Raw genomic sequence first — 22,564 nt, forward strand, 5'->3', positions numbered from 1 at the left:
TATGCCTCAGCCCGCCGTCCTGGCAGTGGGGGTCTCCTGGGGGAACAGCCGGAGCCGATGGGCCAGTGCCGCCGCCTCTCCCCGTCCCGAGACGTCGAGCTTGGCCAGGATGTTCGACACATGGACGCTGGCGGTCTTCGGCGAGATGAAGAGCTCCTCGGCGATCTGGCGGTTGCTGCGGCCGGCCGCGACCAGGCGCAGCACGTCGCGTTCACGGCTGGTGAGGCCGAGTGCCTGGGCCGGGTCGACGGGGCCCGGGGCACAGGGGCCGGGGGCTTTGCCCAGGGCGAGGCGGGCCCGCTGGGCGAGCAGCGCGACGGCGTCGGCGAGCGGGCGGGCGCCGAGGTGTTCGGCCGCCGCGCGGGCCAGCCGCAGGAGTTCGGTGGCGCGCGCCCGGTTCTCCTCGTCGGCCCCCGCGGCCAGCAGGGAGTCGGCGAGGCGGTGACGGACGCGGGCGAGGTCGAAGGGGCGTTCCAGGCATTCGAAGGCCGAGACCACCTCGGCCCACTCGTGCGGATCGGAGACGCCCTCGGCCCGTCGGAGTTCCGCGCGCACCCACCGGTCGTGCGCGTGCCAGACCGGCGCTCCGGTGGCGAGCGTCCGGGCGGCTTCCCGCAGGCCGCGCACGGTCTTGTCGCGCCCCGCCTCGGCGGCGGGCAGTCCGCGGGCGTCGGCCTCCGCGACGGCGGCGGCGAGCAGCAGGGGCCAGCCGTAGCGCTGGGTACCGGGCGGGAAGCCCGCGTCCAGTGCCTGTTCCAGGGCGGTGCGGGCGTCGAGGAGGCGGCCCTCGCCGGCGGCGATGCGGATCGTGCTGCGCACGAGGGGCAGGGCGTGCTGCGGCATGGGGTCGTGGGTGCCGAAGTGGGCTCGGGCGGCGTCGAGTTGGCGTGCCGCCTCGGGCAGGTCGCCGCGGTCGAGGGCGAGGTCCGCCAGACGCGTGGCGCCGAAGCCGGACGGTTTGCCGCTGACTCCCACGCCCAGCGCGTTGCGTGCCGCCTCGACGGCTTCGTCCCACCGGCCGAGTGAGCAGAGCGACTCGGCGAGGTTGCCCCACACCCAGGCCTCGGTGTCCAGCAGGCCGTTCTTCCGGGCGAGTTCGGTGCCCTGCCGCAGGATCGGGACGGCGTCGCGGGAGCGGCCGACCGACTCCAGGTGGGACGGCAGGTTGATGTGGAGGCGTCCCGCGACGAGGGACGCGCCGTGCGGCGGCACCTGCTCCTTGACCTCGTACATCTCGGTGATGCCCGCCTCGATGTCCCCGGCGTCGACCATGAGGCCGCCGAGGGTGAGCCGGGCGTTCAGTTCGATGTCCCGGGCGCCGACCATGCGCGCGTACTCCACGGCGCGCTCGGCGGCGAAGAGGGCGCCGGGGCCCGGTTCGTGCAGCATGCACCAGGCGGCGACCAGGGACAGCACCTCGGCGTGCACCTGCGACGGGGGCAGGCCGCGCACCAGGTCCCGGGCGGTGGCGAGTTCGTGCCACCCGTCGCCGCGGGCCTGCGCCGTGACCAGACGGGAGCGCTGGACCCAGAACCAGGCGGCGCGCAGTGGATCGCTGCCGTCCTCCAGGACGTGCAGCGCCCGCTTGGTGATCTTCAGGGCCCGTTCGCGCTCCCCCGACAGCCGGCCGGCGACGGCGGCCTCGGCCATCAGGTCGAGATAGCGCAGGGGCGCCGGGAGATCCGGGGACGCCGGGTGCCCCTGGGCTGCCGGGTCGTGCCCGCAGGGCGGGAACACCTCCACGTAGTCGATGGGGCGCAGTGCGGCCCGTACGGCTTCGGGGGCGACCTCCCACAGTTCCATGGCCCGCTCCAGGAGCCGGAGCTGTTCGGAGTGGGCATGCCGGCAGCGGGCCTCGACGGAGGCGTCCAGGACGGCGGGCAGGGCCTTGGCCGCGTCGTGCGCGTGGTACCAGTAGCTGGCCAGGCGGGTGGCGCGCTCGTCGGCCGGTACGAGTGCGGGGTCGGCCTCCAGGGCTTCGGCGTAGCGTCGGCTGAAGCGGGAGCGTTCGCCGGGCAGCAGGTCGTCGCTGACGGCCTCGCGGACCAGGGAGTGACGGAAGCGGTAGCCGTCGCCGCCGGGTGAGGCGAGCAGGATGTTGGCGCCGACGGCGGCGCGCAGCGCCTCGATGAGGTCGTCCTCGGCGAGCCGGGCCACGGCGGCGAGCAGCCGGTACTCGACGGCGGAGCCGCCCTCCGCGACGATCCGGGCGATGCGCTGGGCGCTCTCGGGCAGTCCCTCGACGCGTACGAGGAGCAGGTCGCGCAGCGAGTCCGTGAGGCCGGTGCGGCAGCCCTGGTGGGCGGCGACGGCGAGTTCCTCGACGAAGAAGGCGTTGCCGTCGGAGCGTTCGAAGATGTCGTCGACCTGGGCCGGGTCGGGTTCGTGGGCGAGGATCCCGGCTATCTGGCGCCCGACCTCGGCGCGGGTGAAGCGGCCGAGTTCGATGCGGCGGACGGTGCGCAGCCGGTCGAGTTCGGCGAGGAGGGGGCGCAGCGGGTGGCGGCGGTGGATGTCGTCGGCGCGGTATGTGGCGACGACGACGAGGCGTCCGCTGCGCAGCGTGCGGAAGAGGTAGGCCAGCAGGTGGCGGGTGGAGGCGTCGGCCCAGTGCAGGTCCTCCAGGGCCACGACGACCGTGCGGTCCGCGGCGACGCGCTCCAGGAGGCGGGCGGTGAGTTCGAAGAGGCGGGCCATGCCCTCCTCGTCGGGTCGCCGGCCGCGGTCGGTCGCGCCCAGTTCGGGCAGCAGCCGCGCCAGCTCGTCCTCCTGTCCGGCGGCGGCCGCGGCGAGCTCGTCCGGGAGCAGTCGGCGCAGGGCGCGCAGGGCGGTGGAGAACGGGGCGAAGGGCAGTCCGTCGGCGCCGATCTCGACACAGCCGCCGCACGCGAAGACGGCGCCCTCGCGGTCGGCCACGGTGGCGAACTCCTCGATCAGCCGGGTCTTCCCGACCCCGGCCTCGCCGCCGAGGAGCAGCGCCTGCGGTTCGCCCCCGGTGTCCGACGCCTGGGCGTCGCTGCCGCCGGCGGCGCGGGCGAGCGCCTCGCGCAGGACGCCCAGTTCGTCCGCGCGGCCGACGAACACGGGGCTGACGGATCTGGTCTCCACGGGCCCGAGCATCGCACAACGGTCCGACGCGGCGTCACTGGTTATCGGGCTCGCGGTCATCGGTGCGGGCCGGGTGCCGGGAGTGCGGTGAGTACTCTCCCGGGAGGCCGGCCGACCCCCGTACGGCCGGCCTCCCCCGGTGTCTGAGGGGGGCCGCCCCTGGTGCGGGCGGCCCCCCTCGGCCCGGCGTTCACGCGGCGCGGGCGAACCGGTGCCGGCGGGGACGGGGGCTATGCGCCTGCCCCTCCGTGTCGTTCGGGCCGGATTCGCGCGCGGTGGTGCGGCGGTCGCTACGACGGCCGCGGAGGGCCTCCCGTACCAGCCGGTGGCTCTGCGCCTCACGGATCAGTTCGGCGGATCGGATCTGGTGGAGCTCGTACTCGAACATCTCGTACCCCTTGTGAAGAGCCGGTTTCGGTCTCGCTCTGTGCGATGCCTCAACCTTCGTCTCCCAGGGGGGTGCGTCACATCGGGAGAGTGCCGCATCTTGCGCACGCGAAGGGCCTTAGGGCGGCGGCAGTCGGGCTGCGCCGGCCCTAAGGCCCCTCAGAGGTACGGAGGTTCACTTGGTGGAGGGCAGTCCGAGCAGGATGTCGGAGTACTTGGCGACCGCGAGCACGAGGCCGACGACGCCCAGCGAGACGCCCGCCCAGGCGACGGACTTGATCCAGGGGGCCTGCGGCTTGCCGGGCGTCCCGAAGGCGGGCCGGGCCAGGACCACGACGCCGACGATCAGCGCGGCGAGCGCGAAGAGGCCGCCGACGAGCGCGGTGGTCGCCCAGGCGTCACCGTAGACCTCCTTGACCTGCGTGGCGACGCTCGCGGACGACGAGGTCTGCAGCTGTCCGACGAGGGTCTCGCGGGCGGCGGCCACGGTGGCGACCCAGCTGCCGGTGAGCGACACGATGCCGAGCGCGGCGGAGACGACGGCGGCGGCGCCCTGACCGACGCCGGGGGCGCTCTTCTCCCCGGCCGCGGGGACGTCCTCGTCCGCCGGGGCGTCGGCCTCGGCGTCGTCGTCCTGCTCCTCGGCCGCGGCCTCGGTCTCTGTCTCGGCCCTGGCCTCGGTCTCGGCCTGCGTCCCGGTCACGGCCGCGCTGTCCGGGGTCTCCTCGGTACCGGTGACCTCCGCGGTCTCCTTGTCGCTCTTCGCCTCGGTGCCGTTCGCGTCCACGGCTTCGTCAACTGTCTTGGTTCCCATGTCCCGCACCGTACGGACGGAGTCTGAGAAGTGTCTTAATGATCCCTGTGCTCGCGGGTAACGATCGGCGTACGCGTGCGTGACCGCCGGGCGACGCTCAGTCGTTCGTCCGCGCGCGTGCCGCCCGCCAGTCGGGCGCGAGCACCGACCAGACCTCCATGTCGTGGCGTACGCCCCGGTAGGGGAAGCTCTCCCGCAGCACCGCGTCCCGGGTCATGCCCAGCCGCCGGGCGCCGTTCACGCTCGGTTCGTTGGCCGAGGCGGCGATCCATTCCACCCGGTGGATCCCGCGTTTCTCGACGGCCCAGTCGATGAGCAGCCGCATCGCGCGCGTGACCAGGCCCCGTCCGGTACCGGCGGGTTCCAGCCAGCAGCCGACCTCGCAGTTGCCCTGTGCCGCGTCGAAGTTCAGGAAGAGCACGCCGCCCACGAGTCTTCCCTCCAGCCACAGGCCGTGCAGGGATCCGGTGTCGGCGGCACGGTGGTCGGCGTACCGCTGGAGCACCTCCCGCGCGGACGCCACGTCCGTGGCGCCCGAACCGAACGGGATGTACTGCCCGATGAACTCCCTCCCCCGTTCCAGATGGGCGAGGAACTCCTCGGCGTGCCAGGGCTCCAGGGGGCGCAGTTCCGCGCCGTCGTCTCCCAGGGATATCGCGTACATCCTGCTGCTGCTCCTTCTCCGTCATGTCGGCCGGCTCCACGTCCGTCGCGACGGCCGGCCTCTCATGGGTGGTGCGGCGCCGCGGCGCCTCGATCCTGATCGGGAGCGCCGGCCGGGCCGGTGGAACTCTGCCGCGCACCGGGGTGCCCACGACAGGCCTGGGGGGACACACCGGTCTCGGTGGGTCCCCCCAGGTGGGTGGTGCGGTGACGCTCAGCCCTCGCTGACGCCCAGCTTCTCCAGGATGAGCTCCTTGACGCGGGCCGCGTCGGCCTGTCCCCGGGTCGCCTTCATGACCGCGCCGACCAGGGCGCCGACGGCCTGGACCTTGCCACCGCGGATCTTGTCGGCGATGCCCGGGTTCCCGGCGATGGCCTCGTCGACGGCGGCGGTGAGCGCGCCCTCGTCCGAGACGACCTTCAGGCCGCGCTTCTCGACGACCTCGTCGGGGGCGCCCTCGCCGGCGAGCACGCCCTCGATGACCTGCCGGGCGAGCTTGTCGTTCAGGTCTCCGGAGGCCACGAGCTGCGTCACCCGGGCCACCTGCGCCGGGGTGATGGGCAGGTCCTCCAGGGACTTGCCCGACTCGTTGGCGCTGCGGGCCAGTTCGCCCATCCACCACTTGCGGGCGGACGTGGCGTCCGCGCCGGCCTCGATCGTGGCGACGATCGCGTCGATGGCGCCGGCGTTGAGGATCGACTGCATGTCGTGGGCACTGACGCCCCACTCCTCGCGCAGCCGGTTGCGGCGGGCCAGCGGCTGCTCGGGCAGACCGCCGCGCAGTTCCTCGACCCAGTCACGGGACGGGGCGACGGGGACGAGGTCGGGCTCCGGGAAGTACCGGTAGTCCTCGGCCTCCTCCTTCACGCGGCCCGAGGTCGTGGACCCGGTGTCCTCGTGGAAGTGGCGGGTCTCCTGGATGATCGTGCCACCGGAGTTCAGCACCGCGGCGTGGCGCTGGATCTCGAAGCGGGCGGCACGCTCCACGGAACGCAGGGAGTTGACGTTCTTCGTCTCGGAGCGCGTCCCGAACTTCTCCCGGCCGTGCGGACGCAGCGACAGGTTCACGTCGCAGCGCATCTGGCCCTGCTCCATGCGGGCCTCGGAGACACCGAGCGCCTTGATGAGCTCGCGCAGTTCGGCGACGTACGCCTTGGCGACCTCGGGAGCGCGCTCGCCCGCGCCCTCGATCGGCTTGGTGACGATCTCGATGAGGGGGATGCCCGCGCGGTTGTAGTCGAGCAGGGAGTGCGAGGCGCCGTGGATGCGGCCGGTGGCACCGCCGACGTGCAGCGACTTACCGGTGTCCTCCTCCATGTGGGCGCGCTCGATCTCCACGCGGAAGACCTCGCCGTCCTCCAGCTGCACGTCGAGGTAGCCGTTGAAGGCGATCGGCTCGTCGTACTGGGAGGTCTGGAAGTTCTTCGGCATGTCCGGATAGAAGTAGTTCTTCCGGGCGAAGCGGCACCACTCGGCGATCTCGCAGTGCAGCGCGAGACCGATCTTGATGGCGGACTCGACGCCGGTCGCGTTGACGACGGGCAGCGAGCCGGGCATGCCGAGGCAGGTGGGGCAGGTCTGCGAGTTGGGCTCGGCGCCCAGCTCGGTGGAGCACCCGCAGAACATCTTGGTCTTGGTACCGAGCTCGACATGGACTTCGAGGCCCATGACGGGGTCGTACGTCGCCAGGGCGTCCTCGTACGACACCAGCTCGTCGGTCGTGGTGGTCACGGTGAAAACTTCCCTCTCAGCCCAGCAGGACGTCGTCGTCGCCCAGGCGCTTGAGCTCCCGGTAGAGGATGGCGAGGCCGGTGACGATGGCGGCGGCGGACACGGCCGCGTCGATCAGGCGCAGCGTGTCGTGCTCCGTGCGGGCCTTCTTGGCCTGCTTGGCGACGCCGAGGGCACCGAACGCGGTGGTCGCGATGGACAGGTACGTGCCGGACTTGGACTTCTTGAAGCCCTTGGCCTTGGTCAGAGCCTTACTCACAACGACGGAGCCTCCTCGATCAGCGGGTGTCCCCACTTTTCCACGAAGGCGGCCTCGACGGCGGCGCCGACCTTGTAGAGCCGGTCGTCCTTCATCGCGGGGGCGATGATCTGCAGGCCGACCGGGAGGTTGTCCTCCGGCGCGAGACCGCAGGGCAGCGACATGGCCGCGTTGCCCGCCAGGTTGGTCGGGATGGTGCACAGGTCCGCGAGGTACATCGCCATCGGGTCGTCGGCGCGCTCGCCGATCGGGAAGGCGGTGGTGGGCGTGGTCGGCGAGACGATCACATCCACCTGCTCGAACGACTTCTCGAAGTCGCGGGTGATGAGCGTGCGGACCTTCTGCGCCGAGCCGTAGTACGCGTCGTAGTAGCCGGAGCTGAGGGCGTACGTGCCGAGCATGATGCGGCGCTTGACCTCGTCGCCGAAGCCCGCCTCGCGGGTGAGGGAGGTGACCTCCTCCGCGGAGCGCGTGCCGTCGTCGCCGACGCGCAGGCCGTAGCGCATGGCGTCGAAGCGGGCGAGGTTGGACGAGCACTCGGACGGCGCGATCAGGTAGTACGCGGAGAGCGCCAGGTCGAAGGACGGGCAGTCCAGCTCGACGATCTCGGCACCGAGGTCCTTGAGCAGGGCGACGGCCTCGTCGAAGCGCTGCACGACACCGGCCTGGTAGCCCTCGCCGCGGAACTGCTTGACGACGCCGACGCGCATGCCCGCGACCGAGCCGTTGCGGGCGGCCTCGACGACCGGGGGGACCGGCGCGTCGATGGAGGTCGAGTCGAGCGGGTCGTGCCCGGCGATGACCTCGTGCAGCAGCGCCGCGTCCAGGACCGTACGGGCGCAGGGGCCGCCCTGGTCGAGGGAGGAGGAGAACGCCACCATGCCGTAGCGGGAGACGCCGCCGTACGTGGGCTTGACGCCGACCGTGCCGGTGACGGCGGCGGGCTGGCGGATGGAGCCGCCCGTGTCGGTGCCGATCGCGAGCGGCGCCTCGAAGGAGGCGAGCGCGGCGGAGGAACCGCCGCCCGAGCCGCCGGGGACGCGACTGAGGTCCCAGGGGTTGCCCGTGGGGCCGTACGCGCTGTTCTCGGTGGAGGACCCCATGGCGAACTCGTCCATGTTGGTCTTGCCGAGGATGACGACGTCGGCGGCCTTCAGCCGCTTGGTGACCGTCGCGTCGTAGGGCGGGATCCAGCCTTCGAGGATCTTGGAACCGACGGTGGTCGGGATGCCCTCGGTGGTGAAGATGTCCTTGAGCGCGAGCGGTACGCCGGCGAGCGGACCGAGCTTCTCGCCGCGCTCACGCTTCGCGTCGACGGCGCGGGCCTGGGCGAGGGCGCCCTCGCGGTCGACGTGCAGGAAGGCGTGCACCTTCTCGTCGACGGCCTCGATCCGGGCGAGGTGGGCCTCGGTGACCTCGACGGCCGTGAGCTCGCCCGCGGCGATCCGCGCGGCGATCTCGGCCGCCGTCAGCCTGATGATGTTGACGTTGGTGTCCGTCATGGTGATTAGTCCTCCCCCAGGATCTGCGGCACCTTGAAACGCTGCTGCTCCTGGGCCGGGGCGCCGGAGAGCGCCTGCTCGGGGGTGAGCGACGGGCGGACCTCGTCCGCGCGCATGACGTTCGTCAGCGGCAGCGGGTGAGAGGTCGGCGGTACGTCTTGGTCGGCGACCTCGCTGACGCGGGCGACCGCGCCGATGATGTCGTCGAGCTGGCCGGCGAAGTGGTCGAGCTCTTCCGCCTTCAGCTCCAGACGCGCCAGCCGTGCGAGGTGGGCGACCTCCTCGCGCGTGATGCCAGGCATGCAGCGATCCTCTGGGTGGGAGTGTGTGGTTTGGCCCAATCCTATGGGGCCGGGGGCGATGCCCGCGCCCGGGTTTGCCCGGGGGGCCCTCCGGGCGGGGCGGGGGTGGGCCGGGGCGCGTGCGTGTGGGCCGGGGTCGGGGGTGTCTCCCTCGCCGGAACTGGGTCCGTCGCGGTCTGTTGTGGAGGGGCGCGCGGTTCCTCGCGCCCCTGACGGGGACGGGGTGCCCGCGGGGATCAAGCTGCGGGCCGGCACGGCCTGGACGCGGTGCCCGCCGCGAAGAAGCCGCGGACCGGTGGGGGCTGGGCGCGCCGTTCCCCGCGCCCCTCACCGGGGTGCCACCGCCGCCGGGATCAAGCTGCGGGCCCGTGGGGGCTCGGCGCGCCGTTCCCCGCGGGCCTCGCGGGGGCGTCATCGGCGTCGCGCGAGGGCGTGGGCCGGGGACCTGGGGAACCGGCGGAGCTAGTCCGCCGCCGGTAGCGCGGCGCGCGGGCGCTGCCAGCCTCGCGAACCCCGGGCCAGCAGCCACGCCGTGGCCTCGTCCGGTGGCATCGCGGCGGCGACCAGCCAGCCCTGCACCGCGTCGCAGCCCAGGTCGCGCAGCCGCTCCCACGTCTCGTCGTCCTCGACGCCCTCCGCGACGACCAGCAGCCCGAGCGAGTGCGCGAGGTCCACCGTGCAGCGCACGATCTCCGCGTCCTCGTTGTCGATGGCGAGCCGCGCGACGAAGGACCGGTCGATCTTCAGTTCGCTGACGGGCAGGCGGCGCAGATGGACCAGCGAGGAGTACCCGGTGCCGAAGTCGTCCAGCGACATCTTGACCCCGTGCCCTGTCAGCCCGGCCAGGGTGTCGGCGGCGCGCTGCGGGTCCTCCAGCAGTACGTGTTCGGTGATCTCCAACTGAAGGGCCCCGGCGGGCACCCCGTGCCGGGCGAGCCGGGCGGCGACCGCGCCGGCGAAGCCCGGGGTGTGCACGTCGCGTGGTGAGACGTTCACCGCGACCGGCACCCGCAGGCCCTGCGCCCGCCACCGCGCGACCTGCGCGAGGGCCGTCTCCAGGACGTACTCGGTGAGGTGCGGCATCAGCCCGGACGACTCGGCGATGGCGATGAACTCGTCCGGCGCGACCCTGCCGCGCTCGGGGTGCACCCAGCGGACGAGTGCCTCCAGGCCGGCCACCTGTCCGTCGAAGCGGACCTTCGGCTGGTAGTGCAGTTCGACGTCACCGGCGTCGAGGGCCCGCCGCAGGTCCCCCAGCAGACCGAGCCTGTCCGGTGTGTTCGAGTCCCGCTTGGACTCGTAGACCTCCACCCCCGTACGGTCCCGCTTCGCCTGGTACATCGCCACGTCCGCCCGCCGCAGCAGTCCCTCCGCGTCGAGCGCGTGGTCGGGGAAGACGGCGAGTCCGGCGCTGGCCTCCAGGACGAGGGTGAGCCCGTCGAGGTCGAGCGGCGATCCGAGCGCGGTGACGAGGTTGCGGGCCACCCGGGTGGCCGACGTCGTGGAGTCGGCGACGGGCAGTAACACGGCGAACTCGTCACCGCCGAGTCGCGCGGCCTCCGCCCCGCGCGGCAGCGCCAGCCGCAGCCGTTCGGCTATCTGGAGCAGCAGTCGGTCCCCGGCGAGATGCCCCAGTGTGTCGTTCACCGAACGGAAGCGGTCGAGGTCGATCAGCATCAACGCCGAACGCGCGCCTATGCGTTCGGCGTCGTCCAGGGCCGCCCAGGTGCGTTCGAGCAGCCACTGCCGGTTGGGCAGCCCGGTCAGCGGATCGCGCAGTTGCTCCTCGGCGCGTATGCGGGCGATCCACAGCGTGGAGTCGAGCGCGATCAGGGGGATCGAGAACAGCGGCAGCAGCATCGGCTGGGCGACGGCGACCACGCAGATCAGCGGCGCGATGCCGAGCAGGGCGACCGCGAGGAGCCCCTGCCTGACGAGGGCCGTCCGGGCGGCGGTCGGCAGGCCGCCGGTGCCGGGCGCGTGCAGGTGCCAGAGCAGGACGCGGGTGACGGCGAGGTACGCGGTGGCGACCAGCACCACCTGGGGCGCGGCGTAGAAGTCCCAGCTCTGCGGGTTCCAGGGGGCCTCGACCGACGGCACCCGCCCGAACACGGCCAGCACCAGCGCCCCGGCGCCGATGCCGAGGATGTCGGCCGCGCCGTGCAGCACTCCCTGGCGCCAGCGGCCCCGGCGCGCGGCGCCGACCAGGACGACGACGGTCAGGCTGACCATGCCGGCGGCCACCCAGCCGTACAACAGCAGCACCGCGAGGGTCAGGGCCGCGCCGGAGCCGGTGCCGCCCCACCAGCGGGCGCGGCCGAGGGCGACCAGATGGCCGACGATGACGCCGGTCAGCACGGCCAGCGACCAGCCGACCGCTCCGGACGGGAAGAGCGCGTGGTGGTCGCTGAACGCCCGGTAGAAACCGGCGCCGAGGACGAGCGCGGCCAGTGCGACGACCGCCGCGGGCAGCGCGGGCCAGGCGGTGGGCCGTTCGGGGTCGTGGCCGGGCAGGCCCGGTCCGCGCCCGGCGGTGTACCGGCTCGCGGTGGCGCCGGTGGCCGTGAAGGGTGCGTGGTCCCGCTCGCCCGCGCCGGGGCGCGTCGACGACCGTCCCGTCCGGAGGCCCGCCATCCACGCGCCGGTCGTCCGGCGCAGGCGCAGCCGTACGTCCGGGGCGGCGCTCTCGGTCGGTTCCATTCCCGTCCCTCTCACAGCCGGCGGTGCCCACGCCACGCGACCCGTTGCCGGCGGCATCCGCCGACGGCAGCGCGTCTCAAGAACTCGTCCCCCGACTCCTCAGGAGCAGGGGATGCCCCAACCGCAGCCGGGCACGGCGGGCGCACACCTCAACAGTAGGCCGCAGAAGGCTTCCACGGGCAGCGGTCGACGACGGTTGCCCGAATGCGACCCGGCCACCCGTATGCATCTGATATGCGCCGAACGGGTGGCCTTCAACCGCTACTCCTCGGTCGGAAGGGCGACTTCCGCCGCCGCCTCAGGTCCTTGTCCGAGCAGAACGGCGAAGCCGTCCTCGTTCAGAACGGGGACCTTGAGCTGCATGGCCTTGTCGTACTTCGATCCAGGATTCTCGCCCACTACGACAAAGGATGTCTTCTTCGAGACAGAGCCGGTCACTTTCGCTCCCTGGCTCTGCAGGGCGTCCTTCGCGCCGTCGCGCGTGTGGTGTTCGAGCGTGCCGGTGACGACGACGGTGAGTCCCTCCAGCGGGCGGGGGCCCTCGTCCTCGCCGGAACCCTCGTCCTCCATACGGACGCCCGCCGTCCGCCACTTGCGGATGATCTCGCGGTGCCAGTCCTCGGCGAACCACTCCTTGACCGAGGTCGCGATGATCCCGCCGACCCCGTCGACCGCGGCGAGTTCCTCCTCGGTGGCCTGTTCGATGCGGTCCACGGAACGGAACTCGCGGGCCAGCGCCTCGGCGGCCACCGGGCCGACGTGCCTGATGGAGAGCCCGTTGATGAAGCGGGCGAGCGGACGGTTCTTCGCCTCGGCGATGTTGTCCAGCAGGGCGAGCGTGTTCTTCTTCGGCTCGCCCTTCTGGTTGGCGAAGACCGTGACGACCTTCTCCTCACCGGTCCTGGGGTCCCGCTTGGGCAGGCCGCTGTCCTGGTCGAGGACGTACGCCTTGATGGGGAGCAGTTGCTCGGCCGTGAGGTCGAAGAGGTCGCCCTCGTCGACGAGCGGTGGGGCGGCGGGCTCCAGCGGGCGGGTCAGCGCCGCCGCGGCCACGTTGCCGAAGTGCTCGATGTCCAGGCACTCCCGGCCCGCGAGGTACGCGACGCGCTCTCGCAACTGGGCGGGGCAGCCGCGGCCGTTGGGGCAGCGCAGATCGATGTCGCCCTCCTTCATGGCGCGCAGCGGCGTCCCGCACTCGGGGCACTCGGCGGGCATCACGAACTCCCGCTCGGTGCCGTCGCGGAGGTCCACGACCGGCCCGAGGATCTCCGGGATGACGTCACCGGCCTTGCGCAGCACGACCGTGTCCCCGATGAGGACGCCCTTGGCCTTGACGACCTCCTGGTTGTGCAGGGTCGCGAACTCGACCTCCGAGCCCGCCACGGTGACCGGCTCGACCTGCGCGTACGGGGTGACGCGCCCCGTACGGCCGACGCCGACCTTGATGTCGACCAGCTTGGTGTTGACCTCTTCCGGCGCGTACTTCCAGGCGATGGCCCAGCGTGGGGCGCGGGCCGTGGAACCGAGGCGGCCCTGGAGGCGGATCTCGTCGAGCTTGACGACGACCCCGTCGATCTCGTGCTCCACGGAGTGCCGGTTCTCCCCGTAGTTCGCGATGAACTCCCGTACGCCGTCGAGGTCGTCGACCACCTTGGCGTACCGCGTGGTCGGCAGGCCCCAGGAGTGCAGCAGTTCGTACGCCCCGGAGAGGCGGGTCAGTCCCTCGAAGCCCTCCAGGGCGCCGATTCCGTGGACCACCATGTGCAGCGGGCGGCTCGCGGTGACGCGGGGGTCCTTCTGGCGCAGCGAACCCGCCGCCGCGTTGCGGGGGTTGGCGAAAGGCTTGTCACCGGCCTCCAGCAGCCGGGCGTTGAGCTCCGCGAACTTCTCCATCGGGAAGTAGACCTCGCCGCGGATCTCCACCAGGTCGGGGAATCCGTCGCCCCGGAGGCGGTCCGGGATCTCCGTGATCGTCCGCACGTTGGGCGTGATGTCCTCCCCCGTGCGGCCGTCGCCCCGGGTGGCCGCGCGGGTCAGACGGCCTTGCTCGTAGGTGAGGTTGACCGCGAGGCCGTCGACCTTCAGCTCGCACAGGAAGTGGTACGCGGAGGCCCCGACGTCCTTCGCGACCCGCTCCGCCCAGGCGGCGAGCTCCAGGTCGCTGAAGGCGTTGTCCAGCGACAGCATGCGCTCGCGGTGCCGCACGGACGTGAACCCGGTCTCGTACGCGCCCGCGACCTTCTGGGTCGGCGAGTCGGGGGTGCGCAGCTCGGGATACCGCTCCTCCAGCGCCTCCAGGGAACGCAGCAGCTTGTCGAACTCCGTGTCGCTGACGACCGGTTGGTCCTTCACGTAGTACCGGAAGCGGTGCTCCTCGATCTGCTCGGCCAGCAGCGCGTGCCGCTCGCGCGCCTCGGCGGGCAGGGGATTGGGCTGTGCGTCCATGTCGCCGGCCACCGTGTCGTCCTCCCGTTACTCTGGGTTGTCCGCGAGGGATCTCGCCGCCCGGACGCAGTGGGCGAGCGCCCGGCGCGCGTACTCCGGGGAAGCGCCCGCGAGTCCGCACGACGGGGTGACCGTGACGGCCCGGGCGAGAAGCTCCGGACGCAGCCCCAGCCTGCGCCACAACGTCCTGACACCCATGACGCTACCGGCAGGGTCCGACAATGGGCCGTCCGTGCCGGGCACGACACCGGCGAGAAGCCGGGTGCCGCCCTCCACCGCCTCGCCGATCGCGTCGTCGTCACGTTCCGTGAGCAGGGTGAGGTCGAAGGAGATGCCCGCGGCACCCGCCCTGCGCAGCAGTTCGAACGGCACGTCGGGGGCGCACGAGTGCACCACGACCGGACCGTCGGCGTGAACCCCCACGACGTCCCGCAGCGTCGACTCGACCAGTTGCCGGTCGACGGCGCGGTGGGTGCGGTACCCGCTCGCGGACTTCACCTGGCCCCGCAGGACGGCGATGAGCGAGGGTTCGTCGAGCTGCAGCACGACCCGCGCTCCCGGCACCCGGCGCCGTACCTCGTCGAGATGGACGCGCAGGCCCTCGGCGAGCGAGCCGGCGAGATCACGGCTGGCCCCGGGGTCGGACAGGGCCGCCTCGCCGTTCCTCAGCTCCAGCGCGGTTGCCAGGGTCCAGGGCCCCACGGCCTGCACCTTCAGCGGCCCCTCGTAGCCCTGGGTGTACTCCTCCAGCGCGTCGAGGTCCTCGCCCAGCCACGACCTGGCGCGCCGGGTGTCGCGCCCCGGACGGTCCCCGATCCGCCAGCCGCTGGGCTCCACGCGCGCGTAGAGGTCGACCAGCATCCCGGCCGTCCGTCCGATCATGTCGGCGCCCGGCCCGCGCGCGGGCAGTTCCGGAAGATGGGGAAAGTCGTCGAAGGACCCGGTGACGGTCTTGGCGGTCTCCCGCACGTCACCACCCGGCATGGACCCGACACCGGTGGCGGCGCCGAACCCGAACTCGCTGTTTTCGCTCACCCGCGAAGCGTACGTAACCCCGCGGGGCGCGACGCGGGCGAGTCGGTCCGCGCCCGTGCCGCCCCGGTGTCCCACACGTCGTTCCGGTGCTCCCCCGCGTCGCCGCGGGCGGGCGTCAACGCCCCGGTCGCACCGTCAGGTCGTTGACCTCCGCGTCGCGCGGCAGGTCGAGGGCCGTCAGGATCGTCGTCGCGACGGATTCCGGGTCGATCCACTTCGAGGCGTCGTACGGTTTGCCCTCCTGCTGGTGGACCTTGGCCTGCATGGGGCTCGCGGTACGGCCGGGGTAGACCGAGGTGACCCGGACGCCGTTGCCGTGCTCCTCGTGGCGCAGCGAGTCCGCGAGGGCCTTCAGACCGTGCTTGGAGGCGGCGTACGCGGACCAGTCGGCGCCGGCGCTGAGGCCGGCGCCGGAGTTCACGAACAGCACGTGCCCCTGGGCGAGGCGGAGTTGGGGCAGGAAGTGCCGGGTGAGCTCGGCGGGGGCGATCAGGTTGACGTTGAGCTGGTGGCGCCAGGACTTGGGGGTCAGCTCGCCGACCCGGCCGAGGTCCACCACCCCGGCGATGTGCAGCAGCGAGTCGACGCGGTCGGGAAGGGACTGGTGCGAGAACGCCCAGGAGAGCTTGTCCGGGTCCGCGAGGTCGCCGACCAGGGTCTTCGCCCCCGGGTACGCCGCGCCGAGTTCCTTCGCGCGGCCCGCGTCGCGCGCGTGCAGCACGAGTTCGTCCCCGCGCGCGTGCAGACGGCGGGCGACGGCCGCGCCGATGCCGGAACCGGCCCCGGTGATCAGATGTGTAGCCATGGACGCCATGCTCGCATCACCGGGTGCCCGCGTTCTCCTCCAGGTAGGCCAGCGCGCCCGCCGGCTCCTCGGCGAAGAACACCAGGTCGATGAGCGGCCTCGGCAGGAAACCCTCGGCCTCCATGCGCCGGAACTGTTCCTTCAGGCCGTCGTAGAAGCCCGCCGTGTTCAGCAGGACCACCGGCTTGTCCGTCCTCCCGTGCTTCTTCAGCTCCAGGATCTCGGTCGCCTCGTCGAGCGTCCCCGTGCCGCCGACCATCACCACGACCGCGTCGGCCTTCTCCAGGAGCAGCGCCTTGCGCTCGGCGAGGTCCCGGGCGATCACCATCTCGTCGGCACCCGTCCGCGCCCTGGCCGCCAGGAAGTCCACGGAGACGCCCACCAGCCGTCCGCCCGCCTCCTGGACACCGTCGGCGACCACCTTCATGAGGCCGACGTCGGAACCGCCCCACACCAGGGTGTGGCCGCCTTTTCCGAGGAGTTCAGCGAACTGGCGGGCGGGACCCGTGTAGCGGTCGTCGAGGTCGGCGGCGGAGAGGAAGACACAGATGTTCATGCGATCACGGTACGCGGGAAGAACCAGCGCCCCACGGGTGCTTTCCCGTCATGACCCAAGGACACACGATCACCATCGAGCAGGGCACCCAGCGCGTACGCGTCGTGCACGGCGACCAGGTCCTCGCGGAGAGCGACCGGCCGCTGCTGCTGCGCGAGACGGGCTGTCCGGTGCGCTACTACATCCCTCCGCAGGACGTCCGGCTGGACCTGCTGACGGCCTCCGACACCCACACGCACTGCCCCTTCAAGGGCGACGCGTCCTACTGGTCGCTGCCCGACGCCCCCGACCTCGTCTGGTTCTACCCGGAGCCGAAGCCGGACGTCGCGCAGATCAAGGACCACCTGTGCTTCTACGAGGTGGAGGTCCTGTAGTCCCCGGAACCGGCGAGGTCCCGCAACCCGTGCGTTCCCGGAACCGATGAGTTCCGGGCCGCCGGGCGGTCTCCACGGGTATGGACAACAAGGTTCTCTCGCGCGACGGGACGCCCCTCGCGTACGAACGGCACGGTGACGGCCCGGCGGTCGTCCTGGTGGGCGGAGCCCTGTGCACGGGTGCGACGCTGGCGCCTCTCGCGAGGGCGCTCTCGGACCGCTTCGGCGCCGTCACCTACGACCGGCGGGGACGCGGCGCCAGCGGCGACACCGTGTCGTCCTGCACGGTCGCCCGCGAGGTCGAGGACATCGCGGCGCTGATCCGGGCGTGCGGGGGCACCGCGTCGCTCTACGGCATGTCGTCCGGCGGCGCGCTGGCCCTCCGGGCGGCCGCGAGCGGGCTGCCCGTCGACGCGGTGGCCGTCTACGAGACGCCGTTCGCCCTCCACGAAGGGCGCGGCGAGGAGCGCCGGGAGTACACCGGGCGGCTGACCGAACTGCTCGCGCGGGGCCGGCACGGGGACGCCCTGGAACTGTTCATGGCGCTCACCGGCATGCCCCCGGAGATGATCGCCGGCGCCCGGCGGTCCCCCGGGTGGGCCGGCATGGAGGCGATCGCTCCCACCCTCGCGTACGACGACGCCGTCATGGGCGACGGTCTGCTGCCCCGGGAGCTGCCGGCCTCGCTGCCCATGCCGGTGCTCTCCGTCGCGGGCGGCGCGAGCCCCGAGTGGATGCGCGAGGCCGCGCGCGCCGTCGCGGACGCGGCGCCCGAGGGGACGTACCGGGTGCTGGAGAGGCAGACCCACAACGTGGACGCCGCGGCCCTCGCGCCGCTCCTGGAGGAGTTCTTCGGGAACGGCGGGACGGGCTGAGGGCTGTTCCGTGATCCCCGGCGGGACCCCGACGACGGCCACGGCACCTCGCCGCGTCGTCGGGGTCGCCCGGACACCCCCGGTACGAGGACGACCCTCCGCCTCGCGACGCACCGCGTCCGACGCCGCGGACCGATGCGCCGGGGGTCACGGGACAGCCCTCAGACGGACGCCGTCGCGCGCGTGGTCGTCGCGATCGTCGCCGAGCCGACCACGCGCGTGCCGTCGTACAGGACGATCGCCTGGCCGGGCGCTACCCCGCGGACCGGCTCGGTGAACGCGACCTCCAGCCCGCCGTCGACGAGTTCGGCGGTCACCGTCGTCTCGCCGCCGTGGGCGCGGAGCTGGGCGGTGTACGTGCCGGTGCCGGCCGGGGCGGCGCCGCACCAGCGGGGCTTGACGGCGGTCAGGGCACTGACGTCCAGGGACGCCGCGGGACCCACCGTCACCGTGTTGTCCACCGGCGAGATGTCCAGGACGTAGCGCGGCTTGCCGTCGGCGGCCGGGGTACCGATGCGCAGGCCCTTGCGCTGGCCGATGGTGAAACCGAACGCGCCCTCGTGGGTGCCGACGACCGCGCCGGACTCGTCGACGATGTCTCCCTCCGCCCTGCCCAGCCGGTTCGCGAGGAAGCCCTGGGTGTCACCGTCGGCGATGAAGCAGATGTCGTGCGAGTCGGGCTTCTTGGCGACCGCGAGGCCACGGCGCTCCGCCTCGGCGCGGATCTCGTCCTTCGTGGTGAGGGTGTCGCCGAGCGGGAACAGCGCGTGCGCGAGCTGGCGGTCGTCGAGGACGCCGAGCACGTACGACTGGTCCTTGGCCATGTCGGAGGCGCGGTGCAGCTCGCGGGTGCCGTCCTCGTTCACGAGCACCTTCGCGTAGTGGCCCGTGCAGACCGCGTCGAAGCCGAGCGCGAGCGCCTTGTCGAGCAGGGCCGCGAACTTGATCTTCTCGTTGCAGCGCAGACACGGGTTCGGGGTGCGCCCCGCCTCGTACTCGGCGACGAAGTCCTCGACCACGTCCTCGCGGAAGCGCTCGGCGAGGTCCCACACGTAGAACGGGATGCCGATGACGTCCGCGGCGCGGCGGGCGTCCCGGGAGTCCTCGATGGTGCAACAGCCGCGCGCGCCGGTGCGGAACGACTGGGGGTTGGCGGAGAGCGCGAGGTGCACGCCCGTCACGTCGTGGCCCGCTTCCGCCGCGCGGGCGGCGGCGACGGCGGAGTCCACGCCGCCGGACATGGCGGCGAGGACACGGAGGGGGCGGGGGCGCGGCGAGGTCTCAGTCATAGCCCCTCCAGGGTACGGGGCGACAGGGAACGGATTCTCGCGAGTATGCGTTGAGGACCGCGACAGGGAGCGACAGGAGACGGACACGATGAGCGGAGCCGCGCAGGAGGCGCCGGAGACACGCGAGACGCCGGACCCGGCGGCTCCGGACCCGGGGTCGCCGCATCCGGCCGCACCGGGCCGGGACGTGCCGGCTCCGGGGACACCGGAGGGGAAGCGGCGCGTGGGCACGGACGGCGACCGGCGGGTCGGGCGGCGGACCCTGCTCATCGGCGGCCTGGCGGCCGCCGTGGGCACGGGGGTGCTCGCGCGGGCCGAGCTGGGGCACGTGTGGTGGCGGCTGCCGGGCGTGGAGAAGCCCCGCGAGGAGGGTGTGGTCGACTTCCGGGGCGCCCGATGGGTGGCGGCGTCGAGTGCGAACTGGCGGCGGGCGGACCGGCCCGACGACTACGCCATAGACCGGGTGGTCATCCATGTCACCCAGGGCAGCTACCGCAGCGCGGTCAAGGTCTTCCAGGACCCGGGACACGGCGCGGCCGCGCACTACATCGTCCGCAAGGACGGCGGCATCACCCAGATGATCCGCGAGCTGGACGTGGCGTTCCACGCGGGCAACCGCGGGTACAACGAGCGGAGCGTCGGCATCGAGCACGAGGGCTTCGTCGAGCACGCCTCGTCGTTCACCGACGCCATGTACAGGGCGTCGGCACGGCTGACGGCCGGGATCTGCGCCCGCTACGGCATCCCGGTCGACCGCGAGCACATCATCGGGCACGTGGAGGTGCCGGGCACCGACCACACCGATCCCGGTCGCTACTGGGACTGGGACCGGTATCTCCTGCTGGTGCGCCGGGCGGGCACGGCGGCTGATCCGACCGGCGCCGGGGCCACGCCGGCGGGCGCGGCCGGGACGTAATCCTCGGCACGGCACGGCACGGCACGGACGACGGCGCGGCGGGCCGAGGTTCACGCCAGGCGGACCCGGCTCAGCGCGGAGCGCAGCGGACGGACACGGGCGCGGGTACCGGCCCGGGTAGGGCCGGTCCGGTACGACGCCGGGCAGGCCCGGGGCGCGGCCGGGCCGGGCCCGGAGGTCGCCGCGCCGGGCCGGCGCGGCGGTCAGGTCAGGCCCGCCGTCCGCGCCCGATCCACGGCGGGACCGATGGCCTTCGCGACCGCCTCGACGTCCGCCTCCGTGGAGGTGTGGCCGAGGGAGAAGCGCAGGGTGCCGCGGGCCAGGTCCGGATCGGTGCCGGTGGCCAGCAGGACGTGGCTGGGCTGGGCGACGCCCGCCGTGCACGCGGAGCCCGTGGAGCACTCGATGCCCTGCGCGTCCAGGAGCAGCAGCAGGGAGTCGCCCTCGCAGCCGGGGAACGTGAAGTGCGCGTTGGCCGGCAGCCGGCCCGCGGGGTCGGGGTCGCCGCCGAGGAGGGCGTCGGGCACGGCGGCGCGTACCGCTTCGACCAGGTCGTCACGGAGCGCGCCGATCTCCCGGGCGAACCACGCGCGCTGCTCGGTGGCGAGCCGGCCGGCGACCGCGAAGGACGCGACGGCGGGCACGTCCAGGGTGCCGGAGCGCACATGACGTTCCTGACCGCCTCCGTGGAGGACCGGTACGGGGGTGTACTCGCGGCCGAGCAGCAGCGCGCCGATGCCGTACGGGCCGCCGATCTTGTGGGCCGAGACGGTCATCGCGGCGAGGCCCGAGGACGCGAAGTCGACGGGCAGCTGCCCGAAGGCCTGGACGGCGTCGGAGTGCAGCGGGACGCCGAACTCGGCGGCGACGTCGGCCAGTTCGCGGATCGGCAGCACGGTGCCGATCTCGTTGTTGGCCCACATCACGGTGGCGAGGGCGACGTCGTCGGGGTTGCGGGCGATGGCCTCGCGCAGGGCGTCCGGGTGGACACGGCCGTACGGGTCGACGGGCAGGTACTCGACCGTGGCGCCCTCGTGTTCGCCGAGCCAGTCGACGGCGTCGAGGACGGCGTGGTGCTCCACGGGGCTCGCGAGCACCCGGGTGCGGGCCGGGTCGGCGTCGCGGCGGGCCCAGTACAGCCCCTTGACGGCGAGGTTGTCGGCCTCGGTGCCGCCGGAGGTGAGGACCACCTCGCTGGGGCGGGCGCCGAGGGCGTCCGCGAGGCTCTCGCGGGCCTCCTCGACGGTACGGCGGGCCCTGCGGCCGGCGGCGTGGAGGGAGGAGGCGTTGCCCGTGACGCTCAGGTGGGCGGTCAGTGCCTCTACCGCCTCCGGGAGCATCGGGGTGGTCGCGGCGTGGTCGAGGTAAGCCATGGTGGCCCTGATTCTACGGGCCCCCCGCTCCCTCGTTCCCGGCCCCGTCCGGGTGGCCGTCCCCGCGGCTCTCGCCCGGCGTCCGCCCGGAGATTCCCGGCCGCTCCAGGACACCGTGGTTCGACCCTGGTTCAGAAGCTCCAGGACACCGTGCTGTCGAAGTGCATGAACGCCACCAGCACCACGAGGTCGGCGATGCCCAGGCCGAGGCCGAGGAAGGCGCGGCCGCGGCGGGCCGTGCCGCGCCAGAGGGCGACGGAGGCGAGGACGATGGCGATCGGGCCCAGGAAGACGTTCAGCACCAGCAGGCCGAGCAGTCCGAGGATGAAGGAGGCTACGGCCATGCCGTCGGCGTCCCGGGTGCCGGTGCGGCGGGTGGGCGTGGCGGTGAGTTCCATGGGGTGAGTCAGCTCCCTGCGGCTCAGTGGGCGGAGGTGTGACGCCGGCGGGCGGCGCGCTCGCGGACCGCGAAGACGGTCAGCCAGACGCCGATGACGGCGGCGGCGACCAGGGAGACGGGCAGCGGGGCATGGGCCACCGTGCCCATGACGACGCCCATCAGCAGGAGGGTGGCGACGAGGAACAGCATGTGAGTGCCTCTCGTGAGTCTCTGGGTCCGGCCCCCGCGCGGTCGCCGCCTCGACGGTGAGGCTCGGATGTTTCGGGGACCTGACGATTCAGTGAACGGTTGTGGTAACAGTTGTTCACTGACTCTGGAGTCTAGCGCGCCGCCCGGCTTTCCAATTACAGAGAACAGTTGTTAACTGCATGGCATGGGTCACACGCTCGGCATCCGGCAGGCGCAGAAGCAGAAGACGCGACAGGCGCTCCTGGACGCGGCGTTGGAGCTGCTGGAGGAGCAGAGCCTGAGCAGCCTGGGCCTGCGTGAGGTCACCCGGGCCGTCGGGGTGGCCCCGACCGCCTTCTACCGGCACTTCCGCTCGACGGCGGATCTCGGTGTGGCGCTGGTCGAGGAGGCCCTGGGCAGCCTGCATCCGATGATCGGGGACACGGTGTCCGCGGCCGGCGACAGCGACGGACGCATCGGGCGCGCGGTCGGTCTGATCGCCCACCATGTCGAGACCCACCCCGCCCACGTCCGCTTCATCGCCCGCGAGCGGCACGGCGGTGTCCAGCCGGTGCGGCAGGCGATCAGTGGCCAACTGGCCCGGTTCGCCCAGGAGGTACGGGTCGAGCTGGCCAAACACCCCGAGTCGGAGGGGTGGAGCGACGACGACCTGTTGATGCTCGCCGGCCTGTACGTGGACCAGATGCTGATGACGGCCTCGCTCTGCCTGGAGGCACTGGAGGCGTCCGAGGAGGAACGGGAGCGGGTGACCCGGGTGGCGGCCCGTCAGATGCGGCTGATCGCCATCGGCCGCCGCAACTGGCTGGTTTGACCCGCCCGCTCCGGCAACGGGCGCGGACG

Annotated in this window: 21 protein-coding genes; 4 read left to right on the plus strand and 17 right to left on the minus strand. The window is 72.8% G+C overall.

Annotated features, from left to right (window positions below; translation table 11 throughout):
• Nucleotides 1-6: 6 nt before the first annotated feature.
• From GFH48_RS13235 to GFH48_RS13295, 13 genes are all read right to left on the minus strand, one after another.
• Nucleotides 7-3,120 (minus strand): helix-turn-helix transcriptional regulator, encoded by a 3,114-nt coding sequence (locus GFH48_RS13235; RefSeq protein WP_194280574.1) that lies wholly within the window; start codon nt 3,118-3,120, stop codon nt 7-9.
• Nucleotides 3,121-3,298: 178 nt separating this feature from the next.
• Nucleotides 3,299-3,496, minus strand: coding sequence for a hypothetical protein (locus GFH48_RS13240; RefSeq protein ID WP_153288461.1), 198 nt, complete (start codon nt 3,494-3,496; stop codon nt 3,299-3,301).
• Nucleotides 3,497-3,670: 174 nt separating this feature from the next.
• Nucleotides 3,671-4,309, minus strand: coding sequence for a hypothetical protein (locus GFH48_RS13245; RefSeq protein ID WP_153288462.1), 639 nt, complete (start codon nt 4,307-4,309; stop codon nt 3,671-3,673).
• Between the two features lie 97 nt (nt 4,310-4,406).
• Complete coding sequence (locus tag GFH48_RS13250; protein WP_153288463.1) at nt 4,407-4,973, minus strand: GNAT family N-acetyltransferase; 567 nt, start codon at nt 4,971-4,973, stop codon at nt 4,407-4,409.
• A gap of 213 nt (nt 4,974-5,186) precedes the next feature.
• Nucleotides 5,187-6,704, minus strand: a complete 1,518-nt coding sequence (gatB, locus tag GFH48_RS13255) for an Asp-tRNA(Asn)/Glu-tRNA(Gln) amidotransferase subunit GatB (RefSeq protein ID WP_153288464.1) — start codon at nt 6,702-6,704, stop codon at nt 5,187-5,189.
• Between the two features lie 16 nt (nt 6,705-6,720).
• Complete coding sequence (locus GFH48_RS13260; protein WP_153288465.1) at nt 6,721-6,963, minus strand: hypothetical protein; 243 nt, start codon at nt 6,961-6,963, stop codon at nt 6,721-6,723.
• A complete protein-coding gene (gene gatA, locus GFH48_RS13265; protein ID WP_153288466.1) occupies nt 6,960-8,465 on the minus strand; it encodes an Asp-tRNA(Asn)/Glu-tRNA(Gln) amidotransferase subunit GatA in 1,506 nt (501 codons plus the stop codon). Before gatA ends, GFH48_RS13260 begins: the two co-directional genes overlap by 4 nt.
• 5 nt (nt 8,466-8,470) lie before the next feature.
• On the minus strand, nt 8,471-8,767 hold the full coding sequence (gene gatC, locus GFH48_RS13270) for an Asp-tRNA(Asn)/Glu-tRNA(Gln) amidotransferase subunit GatC (RefSeq protein ID WP_010984178.1): 297 nt from the start codon (nt 8,765-8,767) through the stop codon (nt 8,471-8,473).
• Nucleotides 8,768-9,229: 462 nt separating this feature from the next.
• Nucleotides 9,230-11,467, minus strand: coding sequence for a putative bifunctional diguanylate cyclase/phosphodiesterase (locus tag GFH48_RS13275; protein WP_153288467.1), 2,238 nt, complete (start codon nt 11,465-11,467; stop codon nt 9,230-9,232).
• A gap of 261 nt (nt 11,468-11,728) precedes the next feature.
• Nucleotides 11,729-13,912, minus strand: coding sequence for an NAD-dependent DNA ligase LigA (gene ligA / locus GFH48_RS13280; RefSeq protein WP_194280575.1), 2,184 nt, complete (start codon nt 13,910-13,912; stop codon nt 11,729-11,731).
• A gap of 27 nt (nt 13,913-13,939) precedes the next feature.
• Complete coding sequence (locus GFH48_RS13285; RefSeq protein ID WP_153288469.1) at nt 13,940-14,947, minus strand: methionine synthase; 1,008 nt, start codon at nt 14,945-14,947, stop codon at nt 13,940-13,942.
• Between the two features lie 115 nt (nt 14,948-15,062).
• Nucleotides 15,063-15,761 (minus strand): SDR family oxidoreductase, encoded by a 699-nt coding sequence (locus tag GFH48_RS13290; RefSeq protein ID WP_153288470.1) that lies wholly within the window; start codon nt 15,759-15,761, stop codon nt 15,063-15,065.
• A 7-nt stretch (nt 15,762-15,768) separates the two neighbouring features.
• The gene (locus GFH48_RS13295) at nt 15,769-16,308 is read right to left on the minus strand and encodes an LOG family protein (RefSeq protein WP_153288471.1); all 540 of its coding nucleotides are present in this window, start codon (nt 16,306-16,308) and stop codon (nt 15,769-15,771) included.
• A gap of 50 nt (nt 16,309-16,358) precedes the next feature.
• Between GFH48_RS13295 and GFH48_RS13300 the strand changes: the two genes are divergently transcribed.
• Entirely contained in the window at nt 16,359-16,682 is a 324-nt protein-coding gene (locus tag GFH48_RS13300; RefSeq protein ID WP_153288472.1) for a DUF427 domain-containing protein, read from the plus strand.
• 80 nt (nt 16,683-16,762) lie between these two features.
• On the plus strand, nt 16,763-17,557 hold the full coding sequence (locus tag GFH48_RS13305) for an alpha/beta hydrolase (protein WP_153288473.1): 795 nt from the start codon (nt 16,763-16,765) through the stop codon (nt 17,555-17,557).
• 161 nt (nt 17,558-17,718) lie between these two features.
• Here GFH48_RS13305 and mnmA read toward each other — a convergent pair whose 3' ends face one another.
• Nucleotides 17,719-18,846, minus strand: coding sequence for a tRNA 2-thiouridine(34) synthase MnmA (mnmA, locus tag GFH48_RS13310; RefSeq protein ID WP_153288474.1), 1,128 nt, complete (start codon nt 18,844-18,846; stop codon nt 17,719-17,721).
• Between the two features lie 88 nt (nt 18,847-18,934).
• Between mnmA and GFH48_RS13315 the strand changes: the two genes are divergently transcribed.
• Nucleotides 18,935-19,762, plus strand: coding sequence for an N-acetylmuramoyl-L-alanine amidase (locus GFH48_RS13315; RefSeq protein ID WP_153288475.1), 828 nt, complete (start codon nt 18,935-18,937; stop codon nt 19,760-19,762).
• 203 nt (nt 19,763-19,965) lie between these two features.
• Here GFH48_RS13315 and GFH48_RS13320 read toward each other — a convergent pair whose 3' ends face one another.
• The 3 genes from GFH48_RS13320 to GFH48_RS38545 form a co-directional block, all read right to left on the minus strand.
• Nucleotides 19,966-21,135 carry a cysteine desulfurase family protein gene (locus GFH48_RS13320; RefSeq protein WP_153288476.1) on the minus strand — a complete coding sequence of 390 codons (1,170 nt, stop codon included), beginning with the start codon at nt 21,133-21,135 and terminating at the stop codon, nt 19,966-19,968.
• 131 nt (nt 21,136-21,266) lie between these two features.
• On the minus strand, nt 21,267-21,533 hold the full coding sequence (locus tag GFH48_RS13325) for a DUF4190 domain-containing protein (RefSeq protein WP_153288477.1): 267 nt from the start codon (nt 21,531-21,533) through the stop codon (nt 21,267-21,269).
• Between the two features lie 23 nt (nt 21,534-21,556).
• The gene (locus GFH48_RS38545) at nt 21,557-21,724 is read right to left on the minus strand and encodes a hypothetical protein (protein WP_194280576.1); all 168 of its coding nucleotides are present in this window, start codon (nt 21,722-21,724) and stop codon (nt 21,557-21,559) included.
• 184 nt (nt 21,725-21,908) lie between these two features.
• Between GFH48_RS38545 and GFH48_RS13330 the strand changes: the two genes are divergently transcribed.
• Nucleotides 21,909-22,535, plus strand: a complete 627-nt coding sequence (locus GFH48_RS13330; protein ID WP_153288478.1) for a TetR family transcriptional regulator — start codon at nt 21,909-21,911, stop codon at nt 22,533-22,535.
• The last annotated feature ends 29 nt before the right edge of the window (nt 22,536-22,564 follow it).

The sequence above is a fragment of the Streptomyces fagopyri genome, from assembly GCF_009498275.1.
GTDB lineage: Bacteria > Actinomycetota > Actinomycetes > Streptomycetales > Streptomycetaceae > Streptomyces > Streptomyces fagopyri.

What these genes read in the sequence shown, in the direction of transcription:
- GFH48_RS13330 (WP_153288478.1), top strand. Translation starts at nt 21,909, where the DNA reads ATGGGTCACACGCTCGGCATCCGGCAGGCGCAGAAGCAGAAGACGCGA.
- GFH48_RS13275 (WP_153288467.1), bottom strand. Translation starts at nt 11,467, where the DNA reads ATGGAACCGACCGAGAGCGCCGCCCCGGACGTACGGCTGCGCCTGCGC.
- GFH48_RS13250 (WP_153288463.1), bottom strand. Translation starts at nt 4,973, where the DNA reads ATGTACGCGATATCCCTGGGAGACGACGGCGCGGAACTGCGCCCCCTG.
- GFH48_RS13245 (WP_153288462.1), bottom strand. Translation starts at nt 4,309, where the DNA reads ATGGGAACCAAGACAGTTGACGAAGCCGTGGACGCGAACGGCACCGAG.
- mnmA (WP_153288474.1), bottom strand. Translation starts at nt 18,846, where the DNA reads ATGACTGAGACCTCGCCGCGCCCCCGCCCCCTCCGTGTCCTCGCCGCC.
- GFH48_RS13325 (WP_153288477.1), bottom strand. Translation starts at nt 21,533, where the DNA reads ATGGAACTCACCGCCACGCCCACCCGCCGCACCGGCACCCGGGACGCC.
- GFH48_RS38545 (WP_194280576.1), bottom strand. Translation starts at nt 21,724, where the DNA reads ATGCTGTTCCTCGTCGCCACCCTCCTGCTGATGGGCGTCGTCATGGGC.
- GFH48_RS13290 (WP_153288470.1), bottom strand. Translation starts at nt 15,761, where the DNA reads ATGGCGTCCATGGCTACACATCTGATCACCGGGGCCGGTTCCGGCATC.
- GFH48_RS13240 (WP_153288461.1), bottom strand. Translation starts at nt 3,496, where the DNA reads ATGTTCGAGTACGAGCTCCACCAGATCCGATCCGCCGAACTGATCCGT.
- ligA (WP_194280575.1), bottom strand. Translation starts at nt 13,912, where the DNA reads ATGGACGCACAGCCCAATCCCCTGCCCGCCGAGGCGCGCGAGCGGCAC.
- GFH48_RS13235 (WP_194280574.1), bottom strand. Translation starts at nt 3,120, where the DNA reads ATGCTCGGGCCCGTGGAGACCAGATCCGTCAGCCCCGTGTTCGTCGGC.
- GFH48_RS13305 (WP_153288473.1), top strand. Translation starts at nt 16,763, where the DNA reads ATGGACAACAAGGTTCTCTCGCGCGACGGGACGCCCCTCGCGTACGAA.
- GFH48_RS13295 (WP_153288471.1), bottom strand. Translation starts at nt 16,308, where the DNA reads ATGAACATCTGTGTCTTCCTCTCCGCCGCCGACCTCGACGACCGCTAC.
- gatC (WP_010984178.1), bottom strand. Translation starts at nt 8,767, where the DNA reads ATGCCTGGCATCACGCGCGAGGAGGTCGCCCACCTCGCACGGCTGGCG.
- gatA (WP_153288466.1), bottom strand. Translation starts at nt 8,465, where the DNA reads ATGACGGACACCAACGTCAACATCATCAGGCTGACGGCGGCCGAGATC.
- GFH48_RS13300 (WP_153288472.1), top strand. Translation starts at nt 16,359, where the DNA reads ATGACCCAAGGACACACGATCACCATCGAGCAGGGCACCCAGCGCGTA.
- GFH48_RS13320 (WP_153288476.1), bottom strand. Translation starts at nt 21,135, where the DNA reads ATGGCTTACCTCGACCACGCCGCGACCACCCCGATGCTCCCGGAGGCG.
- GFH48_RS13315 (WP_153288475.1), top strand. Translation starts at nt 18,935, where the DNA reads ATGAGCGGAGCCGCGCAGGAGGCGCCGGAGACACGCGAGACGCCGGAC.